Origin of the sequence: Sinorhizobium saheli (assembly GCF_001651875.1) — a bacterium.
Classification (GTDB): domain Bacteria; phylum Pseudomonadota; class Alphaproteobacteria; order Rhizobiales; family Rhizobiaceae; genus Sinorhizobium; species Sinorhizobium saheli.
Map to the genome: position 1 here is coordinate 51157 of NZ_LNQB01000057.1, position 12130 is coordinate 63286.

The window sequence follows — 12130 nt, forward strand, 5'->3', positions numbered from 1 at the left end:
CGGCATGCGCATCGGTTTCGTCGTCGGTCAGTTTCCGCAGCTCTCGGAGACATTCGTCATCGGCCAGATGACCGGCCTCTTGCGGCGCGGTTTTTCGGTCGAGGTGGTGTGCAACGGGATCCATTACGACTTTCCGGACCGCAGGCAGGAGCCGCTCAGGACCCTGCTTCCGCGAACCCGTGACTGGTGGGGAGCGGCCGCGCGTCTTCGCCCCGCGGTCGCAGGGCTGCCGGCGCAGCTGCGCGACAAGGTCTCCACCGCGCTCGACATCTCGTCGGCCGCAAGCCTCAATCGTTGCGACGTCATCGTCGCGCATTTCGGTCACAACGGCGCCCGCGCCGCGCGGCTGAAGAAATGGAAGCGGCTGACGCCGCCGATCATCACGATCTTCCACGGCTACGATGTCGGTGTGCCGCTGCAGGAGCGGGACCTCGGCCGCTATGGTGACCTCTTCCGGCACGGGACGCTGAACCTCACCGTGAACGGCTATTTTCGCGACGTGCTGGTGAAGGCCGGCGCACCGGCCGAGAAGGTCGCCGTTCACCACATGGGGATCGACCTGAAAAAAATCCCCTATGACTGGAAGTCTTGGCGCGGCGCGCCCCTACAACTGATCTCGGTCTGCCGGCTCGCCGAGAAGAAGGGCGTGGAATACGCCTTGCGGGCGCTTGCGGAACTCCGCGCCGACGCGCCGGACCTCGCCTGGCATTACCGGATCATCGGCGATGGCCCATTGCGGCAGGGGCTCGAGGCGCTTGCCTCGGAACTCGGCATTGCGGAGCATATCTCGTTCCTCGGCAGTCTCCCCCACGGCGACGTGAAGGAATGGCTGCAGCGTTCGCATGCCTTCGTCCTGCCGAGCGTCACCGCAGCGAATGGCGACGTCGAGGGAATACCCGTGGCGCTGATGGAGGCGATGGCCGCCGGGCTGACGGTGGTCAGTTCCTGTCATTCCGGAATTCCGGAGCTGATCGAAGACGGCAAGACAGGCTTTCTCGCCGCCGAGCGGGACGTGAACACGCTCGCGGACCGGCTGCGCTTCATCGCCGAACACCCGGACGAGTGCGAGAGCATAGCGCTTGCCGCCAGGAGGAAAGTCGAGGCCGAATTCGACATGGAGCGGCTCGATGACGATTTCGCCGCCATGCTCGGCCGGTTCGCAGAATTGAGGCGGGTCGCTTGAGCGCGGAAAAAATCCAGTTCGGCCGCACTGCCTTGCGCGGCGGCCTTGTGACGGGCGGCGCGCAGGCGGTGCGCATGCTCATCCAGTTCGTCTCCGTCGTCGTCCTTGCCCGCCTGCTCGTGCCGGAGGATTTCGGCCTCGTAGCCTCGGTGAGCCCGATTGTCGCCTTTGTCGGGCTCTTCCAGAATCTCGGGCTGCAGCAGGCCGTCATCCAGCGCAAGGAAATCGACGAGGCGCAGCTCAACCAGGTGTTCTGGATCAGCACGCTCGTCGGCCTCGCCTGCACGCTTCTCGTCGTCGCGCTTTCTCCGGCCGTTGCCGTCTTCTACGGCGACCCGCGCATGACCGCGATCACCATTGCCGCGGCCGCGCCGCTGCTGCTCGGCAGCCTTGCCGCCCTGCCGCTTGCTCTCCTGAACCGGCACCTGAAGTTCGGCCAACTGGCTTTGAACGATGTCTATGCGGCGGTCGTCGGGCTGGTCGTCACGGCCGCGGCCGCCTATTTCGGCATGGGCTACTGGTCGCTGGTCATCGGGCCTGCGGCCTCCGCCGCCATCGTGCTTCTGGCGGCGTGGTGCGCCACGCGGTGGATGCCGGGCCGGCCGAATTTGAGGATCGATCGCGACATCATTTCCTTCGGCGCCAACCTCACCGGCTTCAATCTCGTCAATTTCTTCGCGCGCAATCTCGACAACATCCTGATCGGAAGGTTTTCGGGCCCGGTCGCTCTCGGCTACTACGACCGGGCCTACAAGCTGCTCCTGTTTCCGCTGCAGAACATCACCCAGCCGCTGTCGCGGGTGATGATCCCGTTGATGAGCCGCATCCAGGAGGACAAGCCCCGCTTCCGCGATATCTACATGCGGACCAACTGGTTGCTGGCAATGGTGACCATGCCCGGCATCGCGGCGCTGACCCTCGCCGCCGAGCCGACCGTCAGCCTCCTCTTCGGTGCGCAATGGCTGCCGGTCGCGCCGATCTTCGCGTGGCTGGGGATCGCGAGCCTGATGCAGCCGGTCTCGAGCACCACCGGCTGGCTCTTCATCTGCCAGGGTGAGACGAAGACGATGTTCCGCTGGGGCGTCTATTCCTCGCTGACGACGGTGCTTTCCTTCGTCGTCGGGCTGCAATGGGGCGCGATCGGCGTCGCGGCCGCCTATGCCGTCAGCGGCTACATCCTGCGCGTGCCGGTGCTTGCCTGGCTCCTCGGCAGGCTCGGGCCGGTCTCGGCGGCCGACTTCCTGCTCGTGCAGGGTCTCTTTCTCCTGTCGGCGCTCGCCGCCTGGATCGGCTATCGGCTGCTCCCGGAGATGCTGACCGGGGGCTCGGACTTGCTCGCCCTCGCCTCGGCGGTCTGCCTCAACTACGGGCTGGCGCTGCTCCTCGCCCTCGCCCTACGCCAGCCGCGCCAGGTCCTGTTCGACATCCTTTCCAAGGGCGTCGGCGCCATTCGCCGATGAGCGCTCCACGAGAGGGCGGATGAGATCCGCCGCCGACATCGCCGAGGCATGCTCCTCGAGCACTGACTTGAGGCTCGTGTCGCGATAGCGATCGAGATCGCCGACGAAGCGCCCGAGCTTGCCCAGCGCCTCGTCCGGCGTGACCGTATCGATGTCGAGCAGGACGTCCTCCACGCCAATGCGCTTGGCGACTTCCTTGGTCTTGAACTCGTAGGCGATCGGCAGCACCGGCGTGCCGACGCAAAGCGACATGATCATCATGTGCATGCGCGTCGCGACAACGAAATCGAGGTCCTTCGCGACCGCCATCAGCTGTTCCGGGGTATGGAACGCGGCGTCGACGGTGACGTGCTCGGCGATTTCAGGCGCCAGACCCGACACGATCAGGTTCGCAGTCTTGGAATCGTCATGGGCATATTCCGGCACGCCCTGGCAGGTCGAGATGAACGTGACCTTCTTGCCATGATCGCGGACGAGTTTCGTCGCAATCTCGCGCACCGAATCGATGTAGCGGTTCATGCCGTCGCCGCCGCCCTGCACATAGTGCCAATGCCGCACGGAAATTCCGACGCGGCCGGTCGGCGCCAGGCGGCCGATCGTCAGCAGCGCCCTGATCCTTTCGACGTCGGCGAGCGCAAAGACCGAATCGGCGACGACATGGCACTTCGACGGATCGTCGACGAGATCGAGGATGTGGTCGCGCGAGCGAACGTCGCGCAGGAGGATCAGCGGACTGCGGGCGAAGACCGGGGGCAGGTTGCGACGGTTGTAAGGCTTTGCGAAGGGGCCGAGCGACTGGGTGAAAAAGATCGTCTTCTTGCCGAGCATCTCCGCGAGCCTGAACTGGTTGATGCGCCGCTCGAGCGAGTAGTTTTCGACGAGATAGGTGCCGCCGGTGGTGATCACCATGTCGGCGTCCCTGTATAGCGCCAGGCTCTCGCGGTCCGCGTCGCTGAAGAACCGCCTGTCGAGATAATTGCCGCTGCCGAGATGGCGCAAGGCCTGGAAGACGGCCTGGTTGTAGACCTGCTTCAAGGCGTTCTTGACGGTGTTGTCGTCGTATTTGTACTTGAAGATCGATTCAGAAGGGAGCTTTCGCAGCTCGATGTCCGGATATTGCTCCTTCGGATAGAGCCGCGCCGCGATCTCCGGCTGGCTGTCGAACACCAGGAATTCCAGGTTCTCGTTCGCCACCGATTTCAGGATGTGCCTGATGGCGAGCAGGATTGCCGCATCTCCGGTGTTCAAGCAGACGGTATTCTCGACCACGACCTTCATGTTCCGTCATCCCCGTGAAAGCTGTTGAAGACATGCAAGGTAGCGCCGACCTGCCGCCTGCAAGTTACGTTCTGTCCTCGACGGACAACCAGCAAATGCGTTCTGTCGCGAAGTTTTGGTGAATTCATGGCCGATCGGGGGATTTCTGCCGCAGTGCAGCATTCACCGGACATCCTCGAGGCGGCGGCGCGGCCGAGGGTTGCGGAACTTTTCACCGGGGGCGGGGTTGGTCCTTATTGGCCCGCTTCAAGGAGGTGCCAAAGTTGACGCCGGGTGGGCTTAAGGGAGGAAGCCATGATCCGTGCGACTCCGTCACTTCTTCTGCCGCGCCCCTTTTGCAGTTAGGCATCGGTGTGACGATCGCCTCGACGTCAGGCCTCGTTCGGCCTGCGCGCGCCGACGAGCCAAGCGGCCCCGCGGACGAGGATATTTTCCAGTTCGCGCTCAACCTCGAATACATGGAAGCCGAGTACTATCTGCGCGGCACGACCGGCAAAGGAATCGACGACGCCGATGCGGGTACGGACGCGGGCCCCGTCACCGGCGGCAAGCAGGTCACCTTCGACACGCCGGCCGTAGGCGAGTTCATGCGCGAGGTGGCGGACAACGAACTCGCGCATGTCAAGTTTTACCGCAAGACACTTGGGGACCAGGCCGTGCCGCGGCCGGCGATCGATTTCGACGCCGGCTTTGCCGCGGTCGCAAAAGCCGCTGGCCTTGGCGAGGACTTCGACCCCTTCGGCAATGAGATGAATTTCGTGCTCGGCGGAATGCTGTTCGAAGACGTTGGCGTGACCGCCTATGCGGGCGCCGCAACCGTCTTGAAGAACAAGGATTTTCTCGCCGCTGCCGCGGGCATTCTTGCCGTCGAGGCCTACCACATGGGCATGGCTCGCTCGACGCTCTACAGAATGGGCGAAAAGGCATGGGAGGCGGCGAACGCCGTTTCCGACGCGCGTGACAAGATCGATGGATCGGACGACAAGGATCAAGGCATCCGGATGGATGAAAAGGCCAACGTCGTTCCTTCGACACCGGACGCGGTAGCCTTCACGAGAACGCCCGAAGAAGTGTTGCGGATTGTCTATCTCACCGATCAGCCGGGCACGAACAAGGGCGGCTTCTATCCGAACGGCATGAACGGCGCGATCAAGAGCACCTGAGCGAAGATCGCGCGGCCACCCCCGAGCGGCATCTCCTGTCACCTTCGGGTGGCCGTGTTCATGCCGATCGATCGACGACCTTTCGAAGCGCGCGATCAGCAGCCGGTGGTATCCCGCCCCTGGCTCGGGTTCACGTCCTGTTTGGCGAGGCCGGGCGGGCAATCCTTGTTGCTGATGTCGTCCTGCGCCTCATCAGAGGCGCTTCTCTCATCGCTTCTCACGCTGCCGGTGGTCTCGCGGGAGACCGCTTTATCTTTGCTTGAATCCATCTTGCAGTTTGCACTGCCGGGATCGCACCTTTCCACGTTCGACGAAGGGTCGTTGGTGGGCGCTTTACCGGACTGAGCGAAGGCAGAGAGGCTCGTCGCGGCGAAAAATGCTGCCGCCAGGGCAGCGGACACAGCGGGTTTCATCTTCAACTCCATTGTCGTTGCCGGCCCCAATGCTCTCAAGTCGGCGGCGAGCGAGGAACCGCCGGTGTCGGAAAAGGTTCCGACAAGAGCCAAAGAGGATGGACGAGGCTGCCGGTGTTTCCGCGTCAAATCCGACTATTGAACAAGCGGCCGCAGCGCGGCTTGAGTCTCCCTTAGCAAAGGGAGGTAGCGCTGCGCCAGTTCGGCGGCGGCGACGTGGGCGGCGGGGGCGCCGATGTTGAGCGCGGCGACCACCTGCCCGCGCGTGCTCATCAGCGGGACCGCGATCGAGCAAAGGCCGAGCTCGAGCTCCTGATCGATGACGGCATAGCCTTGGGCGCGAACCCGGCGCAGCTCCTCCATCAGCTCTTCCGGATCGGTCTTGGTGCGCGGCGTATTGGCCTTCAGTTCCGTGCGGTCGAGAATCGCGCGCGCCTCGACTTCCGGGAGAGCGGCGAGCAGCACGCGCCCCATCGAGGCGCAATAAGCGGGGAGCCGCGACCCCGGCATCAGGTTGATCGACATCACCCGGCGCTGCGAGGCTCGCGCGACGTAGACCACCTCGGTGCCGTCGAGAACCGAGACCGAGGCGCTCTGCCCGGCTTTTTCCGAGAGCTGGTCGAGATAGGGCTGGACGATTGCCGGCAAGGGCGTCGCCGAGAGATAGGCATGGCCGAGCCTCAGCATCTTCGGCGTCAGCGCAAAGAACTTGCCGTCGTAGTCGGCATAGCCGAGCTCGGACAGGGTCAGCAGCGAGCGCCTGACCGTCGCGCGATCGAGCCCGGTGATCTTCGCGGCCTCGGCGATCGAAAGACGCGGCTGCGCCTCACCGAAGGCTTCGATCACCATCAGTCCGCGCGCAAAGCCGCTGACGAAATCGGTTTCCCGCATGTTGCACCTCACCAGTTCTTTGATTGATTATGTGCGATATACGAACAAATGTCAAATAACGCACAAAATATTTGACGACCTTCAAAATTGGGCGCTTATTTCCGGCAATCGCCGCTGCCGCATGGCCTCTGAGTGAAGGCCGCGCCAGCCGCGCACATCAAGGAAGGGAGGCCTCAATGGCACGCATCATGTCCCTCGCGGAGGCGGTGGCGGAGAATGTCCGGGACGGCGACACCGTCGCCATGGAGGGGTTTACCCATCTGATCCCCTATGCCGCCGGTCACGAGGTTATCCGCCAGGGCCGGAAGAACCTGTTCCTCGTGCGCATGACGCCGGACATTCTCTATGACCAGCTGATCGGCGTCGGCGCGGCACGGGGCATGAAATTCTCCTGGGGCGGCAATCCGGGTGTCGGCTCGCTGCACCGCTTCCGCGACGCGGTGGAAAATCAATGGCCGCGGCCGCTCGAAATCGAGGAGCACTCGCATGCGGCGATGGCCAATGCCTATGAGGCGGGCGCCGCGAACCTGCCCTTCGCGACCTTGCGCGGCTATATCGGCGCCGACCTGCCGAAGGTGAACCCGAACATCAAGAGCGTCACCTGCCCCTTCACCGGCGAGGTGCTGGCCGCGGTGCCGGCGATCCGCCCGGACGTCACGATCATCCACGCCCAGCGGGCCGATCGGAAGGGCAACGTGCTGATCGAGGGCATCGTCGGCGTGCAGAAGGAGGCGGTGCTTGCCGCCAAGCGCTCGATCGTCACCGTCGAGGAGATCGTCGAGGAACTCTCGCCGCCTTCGCCCAATTCCGTGGTGCTGCCGGGCTGGGCAGTGACGGCGGTCGTCCATGTGCCGGGCGGCGCCTTCCCGTCCTACGCGCATGGCTATTATCCGCGCTCGAACGCTTTCTACATCCGCTGGGACGAGATCGCCCGCGACCGGGAGACGTTCGCCGCCTGGATCAAGGACAACGTGCTCGACGCAAAGCCCGAGGATTACGCCCGCTACGCCGCGAAGACGGCGAAGGTCGCTTGAGGAGGCGAGGATGACGGATTTCACCCCCAATGAAATGATGACCATCGCGGCGGCGCGCGAACTCTCCAATGACGACGTCTGCTTCGTCGGCATCGGCGCGCCCTCGGCCGCCTGCAACGTCGCGCGGCTGACGCATGCGCCGGACATCACTCTGATCTATGAAAGCGGCACCGTCGGCACCAGGCCGGACGTGCTGCCGCTCTCGATCGGCGACGGCGAGCTCTGCGACACCGCGCTCTTCACCGTCTCGGTGCCGGAAATGTTCCGCTACTGGCTGCAGGGCGGCCGCATCACCACCGGCTTCCTCGGCGGCGCGCAGATCGACAGGTTCGCGAATCTCAACACTACCGTCGTCGGTCCCTACGACCGCCCGAAGGTGCGCCTGCCGGGCGGCGGCGGCGCGCCGGAGATCGCCTCCAATTGCGGCCGCATCTTCATCACCATGGCGCTTTCGAAGCGCGGCTTCGTCGAGAAGCTGCCCTTCATCACCTCGATGGGCCATGGCGAGGGCGGAAACACCCGCGAACGGCTCGGCCTGAAGACCAAGGGCCCGACGCGCGTCATCACCGACCTCTGCATTCTCGAGCCCAACCCCGTGACGAAGGAGCTGACGGTCGTCTCGATCCATCCCGGCGTCGACCGCGAGCGGATCGTCGAGAACTGCGGCTGGCCGATCAAGTTCGCCGAGACCGTCATTGAAACGCCGGCGCCGGCCGAGACGGAGCTTTCGGTGCTGCGCGACATCAATGCCCGCACCAAGAAGGCCCATGAGGGCACCGGCCCGGGCAAGGAGGCCGCCTGATGCGCGACGCTTATATCTGCGACTATATCCGCACCCCGATCGGCCGTTTCGGCGGCTCTCTGTCCACCGTCCGGGCCGACGACCTCGGCGCCATCCCCCTGAAGGCACTCGCCGAGCGCAATGGCTCGGTCGACTGGGAGGCAGTCGACGACGTGATCTTCGGCTGCGCCAACCAGGCGGGCGAGGACAACCGCAACGTCGCGCGCATGTCGCTGCTCTTGGCCGGGCTGCCGGTCTCCGTCCCCGGCACGACGATAAATAGGCTCTGCGGCTCCGGCATGGACGCGGTGATCGCCGCCGCCCGGGCCATCAAGGCCGGCGAGGCGGAGCTGATGATCGCCGGCGGCGTCGAATCGATGTCGCGGGCGCCCTTCGTGCTCCCCAAGGCCGACAGCGCCTTTTCGCGCCACGCCGAAATCCACGACACGACGATCGGCTGGCGCTTCATCAACCCGCTTATGAAGGCGCAATACGGCGTCGACTCGATGCCGGAGACCGGCGAGAACGTCGCCGAGGCCTATCGCGTCTCGCGTGAGGACCAGGACGCCTTTGCCGTGCGCAGTCAGGCGAAGGCCGCGGCCGCGCAGGCGAACGGTCGTCTCGGCAAGGAAATCGTTGCGGTCACAATACCGCAGCGGAAGGGCGAGCCGGTTGTGGTCGACCGCGACGAGCACCCCCGTGCCACGACGATCGAAGCGCTCGCCAGGCTCAAGGCGCCGTTCCGCGAAGGCGGCACGGTGACCGCCGGCAACGCTTCCGGCGTCAACGACGGTGCGGCGGCGCTGATCATCGCCTCTGAAGAGGCGTTGAAGAAGCACGGGCTCGAGCCCATCGCCCGCATCCTCGGCGGCGCCTCGGCCGGCGTGCCGCCGCGCGTCATGGGCATCGGCCCGGTGCCCGCCTCGCAGAAACTCATGGCGCGGCTCGGCATGACGCAGCGTGAGTTCGACGTCATCGAATTGAACGAGGCCTTCGCCAGCCAAGGGCTCGCCGTTCTGCGCGAACTCGGCATCGCCGAAGACGATCCCCGCGTCAACCGCAACGGCGGCGCGATCGCGCTCGGCCACCCGCTCGGCATGTCCGGCGCCCGCATCACCGGCACCGCGGCGCTGGAACTCGGCGAAACCGGCGGACGCCATTCCCTCTCGACCATGTGCATCGGCGTCGGCCAGGGAATCGCGGTGGCGCTGGAGCGGGTGTAGTTCTGTAACGACTCCTCCGGCGCAATTGGGGTGCATTCGCCCCTCACCCTAGCCCTCTCCCCGCACGCGGACGCACGCGGGGAGAGGGGACTTTGGGGCGGAGCGCTGCCGCGAGTCCCTTCACCCCGCCTGCGGGGAGAAGGTGGCCGGCGGATGAGGGGCTGTTGCTCGCCGTCCACACCCGCTACCGGGTGATCCGGAACCCCTCCGGCGCCTCGATCGAGGACGCATCCTCGTGTGCGACATCAACGACCGACGCGCCCGGCGGCCCCTGCCAGAACCGGCTCAGCATTGTGACAACGGCGCTCTGCGGGCCGGCGATCAGGGCCGTCACCGAGCCGTCGTTTTCGTTCCGCACCCAGCCGGTGAGGCCGAGCCGCTTCGCCTCGTCGCAGGTCCAGGCGCGAAAGCAGACGCCCTGCACTCTTCCCGTAATACGAACCAAGGCCGCCTTGCGCTCCTCGTCCATGACCGCCTTCCTCCTCACCTCTCGAATCTGGTGCAGGCGGCGCTGAAGACAAGCTCAGCAAAACCACGCGCATCGGCCTCATCATCGTCGCAATTCCGCGACAAATTTTGATCGTCCGGATAAAATTTTTTCCGCCAGGGGGCTTGCAATTGCTGCGATGCAGCATTATTGTATGACTTATCGATGGAGCTCTCCTCCTCCCGGCTCCATCGGGGATCGGCGACACTCCTCCTCCCAGTTGCCGATCAGGATCGAAAGCCCGGCGTCCTCCCACGCCGGGCTTTCTCTTTGCACCGAGCAGCCGCGACCGAGCACGGGTCGTAGCGCGCGGGAGATCGCGATAAGATCGGGCGATGCCCGGCGGAAAATTTGGGAACATTTCTCAAGATCGGGCATCCAATCCGCGATAAGGAGCCAATCATGCCTGTCGCCGAGACCCATCGTTCCTTGAAAAGCCCGCCTTCCGCGGCGGATATCGAGAGCTTCCGCGCGATCATGCAAGCGCATAATCGCAAGCTCTACCGCATCGCCCGAAGCATCCTGCGCAACAACAGCGATGCGGAAGACGTGCTGCAGGAGGCCTATGTCCGTGCCTTCACGCATCTTGCCGATTTCCGCGGCGAAGCCGCCGTCGCAACCTGGCTCTCGCGCATCGTCATCAACGAGGCGCTCGGCCGCCTGCGCAAAGGGAAGCGCCAGAAAAGGCTCGCCGAGGATATGCGACAGTCGCACCAGGCGGAGATCATCGCCTTCCCCCTCCAAGCAAGCACTCCGGAAAAGACGATGGCACAGCGACAGATACTCGCCCTGGTCGAAAGGCTGACGGATGAGCTTCCGGACACCTACCGCACCGTCTTCGTTCTGCGGGTCATCGAGGGGCTGAGCAACGAGGAAACCGCCGAGCTGCTCGCGCTGCGCCCGCAGACCGTGCGCACCAGGCTGCACCGGGCACGCCATCTCCTGAAAGAGGGACTGGAACGGCAGATCGGCCCGGTCCTGCTCGATGCCTTCCCCTTCGCTGGCAAGCGTTGCGAGCGCCTGACGGAGGCCGTTCTCGCCCGCATTTCGCGCCAACCGGTGGAGCCGGACTGCAAATAATCGGGAACGTTTCGACCTCGCGAGCATCAAAAGCGGGTCAATTGAACGTCACGCTTCGAGCTTCGAGGAAAGGAACATACCATGACCATGAAACTGACGACCGCCGCAGCCGCAATCGCGCTCCTGTTCGCGACCAACGGGGCCCTCGCCGCCGACAAGCCGACCGATCCGCAGATCGCGCACATCGCCTATACCGCGGGCGTGCTCGACATCGAAGCCGCGAAGCAGGCGATCGCGACGTCGAAGAACAAGGCCGTGGTCGAATTCGCCGAAACGATGGTGCGCGACCATGAGGCGGTGAATAAGCAGGCCCTTGAGCTCGTGAAAAAGCTCAACGTCACGCCCGAAGACAACGACACCAGCAAGGCGCTGACCCAGGCGGCGGAGGCCAAACGCCAGGAACTCGCCAAGCTTTCCGGCGCGGCGTTCGACAAGGCCTATGTCGAGCAGGAGGTCGCCTACCACAAGCAGGTCAACGGCGCCCTCGAAACGCTGCTGATCCCGTCGGCTGAGAATAGCGAACTCAAGTCCCTGCTCGAAACCGGACTGAAGCTGTTCCAGGGCCATCAGCAACATGCCGAGCATGTCGCGATGGAATTGAAATGAACACGCCCGTCTGCCAGGCCGCCCTTGTCACCCTGTTGCTCGCAGCGGCCGCCGCCGCCGCTCCATCGCAGGCGGAAACCATCCGGGTTACGGTCGAGCGGCTCGCCTACACGCCGGCCGAGATCGACGCGAAAGTCGGCGACGAGATCGAGTGGATAAACAAGGATGCCCTCGTCCACACCGCCACGGTGAAGGGCGGCGCCGAAGTGATGCTGCCGGCGAGGAAATCCGGCCGGCTCCTGCTCAAGGAGCCGGGGAGTTTCGACTATATCTGTCGCTATCATCCGAACATGAAGGGCCGCATCACCGTGCGACCCTGACGCACGGCCGGCCGGCTTTCCGGCCGGCCGGCTCTTAGAGCGGGATGCGCTCACATGGGTTCGCGCCGCACTATCCTTTTGTTTTTGCCGCATTTGTGCGACGTCAGGTGATTCCACCTGACTGCAAAATGCTCTAACAGGCTGCTGAAAATCGTGTTGCGTTACCGCAAGCCATCGCGGTGGGTGCGATTTTTTGGCGGATTTCGGCAGG

General features: G+C 64.5%; 12 protein-coding genes and 1 pseudogene. 9 read left to right on the forward strand and 4 right to left on the reverse strand.

Going from position 1 to position 12130, the window contains the following annotated elements:
* Positions 1-4: 4 nt before the first annotated feature.
* Both ATB98_RS04665 and ATB98_RS04670 read left to right on the forward strand, forming a co-directional pair.
* Complete coding sequence (locus ATB98_RS04665) at positions 5-1183, forward strand: glycosyltransferase (protein ID WP_066869761.1); 1179 nt, start codon at positions 5-7, stop codon at positions 1181-1183.
* Positions 1180-2643 carry a lipopolysaccharide biosynthesis protein gene (locus ATB98_RS04670; protein ID WP_066869764.1) on the forward strand — a complete coding sequence of 488 codons (1464 nt, stop codon included), beginning with the start codon at positions 1180-1182 and terminating at the stop codon, positions 2641-2643. Before ATB98_RS04665 ends, ATB98_RS04670 begins: the two co-directional genes overlap by 4 nt.
* On the opposite strand, the gene ATB98_RS04675 is transcribed toward ATB98_RS04670, so the two are convergent.
* A complete protein-coding gene (locus tag ATB98_RS04675; RefSeq protein WP_066869767.1) occupies positions 2578-3921 on the reverse strand; it encodes a polysaccharide pyruvyl transferase family protein in 1344 nt (447 codons plus the stop codon). The genes ATB98_RS04670 and ATB98_RS04675 overlap by 66 nt on opposite strands.
* A 294-nt stretch (positions 3922-4215) precedes the next feature.
* Between ATB98_RS04675 and ATB98_RS04680 the strand changes: the two are divergent.
* Positions 4216-5084 (forward strand): annotated as a pseudogene (locus ATB98_RS04680) (ferritin-like domain-containing protein).
* Between the two features lie 95 nt (positions 5085-5179).
* On the opposite strand, the gene ATB98_RS04685 reads toward ATB98_RS04680, so the two are convergent.
* On the reverse strand, positions 5180-5497 hold the full coding sequence (locus ATB98_RS04685) for a hypothetical protein (protein WP_153435886.1): 318 nt from the start codon (positions 5495-5497) through the stop codon (positions 5180-5182).
* 135 nt (positions 5498-5632) lie between these two features.
* The gene (locus ATB98_RS04690) at positions 5633-6388 is read right to left on the reverse strand and encodes an IclR family transcriptional regulator (protein ID WP_066869772.1); all 756 of its coding nucleotides are present in this window, start codon (positions 6386-6388) and stop codon (positions 5633-5635) included.
* Between the two features lie 176 nt (positions 6389-6564).
* On the opposite strand from ATB98_RS04690, the gene ATB98_RS04695 reads away from it, so the two are divergent.
* Genes ATB98_RS04695 through pcaF form a run of 3 tightly spaced genes read left to right on the forward strand, consistent with a single transcriptional unit; the run spans position 6565 to position 9426 of the window.
* Positions 6565-7422, forward strand: coding sequence for a CoA transferase subunit A (locus ATB98_RS04695; protein ID WP_066869775.1), 858 nt, complete (start codon positions 6565-6567; stop codon positions 7420-7422).
* Between the two features lie 10 nt (positions 7423-7432).
* The gene (locus ATB98_RS04700; RefSeq protein ID WP_066869777.1) at positions 7433-8224 is read left to right on the forward strand and encodes a CoA-transferase subunit beta; all 792 of its coding nucleotides are present in this window, start codon (positions 7433-7435) and stop codon (positions 8222-8224) included.
* Complete coding sequence (gene pcaF / locus ATB98_RS04705) at positions 8224-9426, forward strand: 3-oxoadipyl-CoA thiolase (RefSeq protein ID WP_066869780.1); 1203 nt, start codon at positions 8224-8226, stop codon at positions 9424-9426. Before ATB98_RS04700 ends, pcaF begins: the two co-directional genes overlap by 1 nt.
* 184 nt (positions 9427-9610) lie before the next feature.
* Here pcaF and ATB98_RS04710 read toward each other — a convergent pair whose 3' ends face one another.
* Positions 9611-9895, reverse strand: a complete 285-nt coding sequence (locus ATB98_RS04710; RefSeq protein ID WP_084435288.1) for an acylphosphatase — start codon at positions 9893-9895, stop codon at positions 9611-9613.
* A gap of 420 nt (positions 9896-10315) precedes the next feature.
* Between ATB98_RS04710 and ATB98_RS04715 the strand changes: the two genes are divergently transcribed.
* From ATB98_RS04715 to ATB98_RS04725, 3 genes are all read left to right on the forward strand, one after another.
* A complete protein-coding gene (locus ATB98_RS04715) occupies positions 10316-10993 on the forward strand; it encodes an RNA polymerase sigma factor (protein WP_066869805.1) in 678 nt (225 codons plus the stop codon).
* A gap of 81 nt (positions 10994-11074) precedes the next feature.
* A complete protein-coding gene (locus tag ATB98_RS04720; protein ID WP_066869785.1) occupies positions 11075-11599 on the forward strand; it encodes a DUF4142 domain-containing protein in 525 nt (174 codons plus the stop codon).
* Positions 11596-11919 carry a cupredoxin domain-containing protein gene (locus ATB98_RS04725; RefSeq protein ID WP_066869789.1) on the forward strand — a complete coding sequence of 108 codons (324 nt, stop codon included), beginning with the start codon at positions 11596-11598 and terminating at the stop codon, positions 11917-11919. The genes ATB98_RS04720 and ATB98_RS04725 overlap by 4 nt, the downstream gene beginning before the upstream one ends.
* The last annotated feature ends 211 nt before the right edge of the window (positions 11920-12130 follow it).

Bases quoted from the DNA above. Each gene is read 5' to 3' on its own strand.
- ATB98_RS04665 (WP_066869761.1), top strand. From the start codon at position 5: ATGCGCATCGGTTTCGTCGTCGGTCAGTTTCCGCAGCTCTCGGAGACA.
- ATB98_RS04675 (WP_066869767.1), bottom strand. From the start codon at position 3,921: ATGAAGGTCGTGGTCGAGAATACCGTCTGCTTGAACACCGGAGATGCG.
- ATB98_RS04685 (WP_153435886.1), bottom strand. From the start codon at position 5,497: ATGAAACCCGCTGTGTCCGCTGCCCTGGCGGCAGCATTTTTCGCCGCG.
- ATB98_RS04690 (WP_066869772.1), bottom strand. From the start codon at position 6,388: ATGCGGGAAACCGATTTCGTCAGCGGCTTTGCGCGCGGACTGATGGTG.
- ATB98_RS04695 (WP_066869775.1), top strand. From the start codon at position 6,565: ATGGCACGCATCATGTCCCTCGCGGAGGCGGTGGCGGAGAATGTCCGG.
- ATB98_RS04700 (WP_066869777.1), top strand. From the start codon at position 7,433: ATGACGGATTTCACCCCCAATGAAATGATGACCATCGCGGCGGCGCGC.
- pcaF (WP_066869780.1), top strand. From the start codon at position 8,224: ATGCGCGACGCTTATATCTGCGACTATATCCGCACCCCGATCGGCCGT.
- ATB98_RS04710 (WP_084435288.1), bottom strand. From the start codon at position 9,895: ATGGACGAGGAGCGCAAGGCGGCCTTGGTTCGTATTACGGGAAGAGTG.
- ATB98_RS04715 (WP_066869805.1), top strand. From the start codon at position 10,316: ATGCCTGTCGCCGAGACCCATCGTTCCTTGAAAAGCCCGCCTTCCGCG.
- ATB98_RS04720 (WP_066869785.1), top strand. From the start codon at position 11,075: ATGACCATGAAACTGACGACCGCCGCAGCCGCAATCGCGCTCCTGTTC.
- ATB98_RS04725 (WP_066869789.1), top strand. From the start codon at position 11,596: ATGAACACGCCCGTCTGCCAGGCCGCCCTTGTCACCCTGTTGCTCGCA.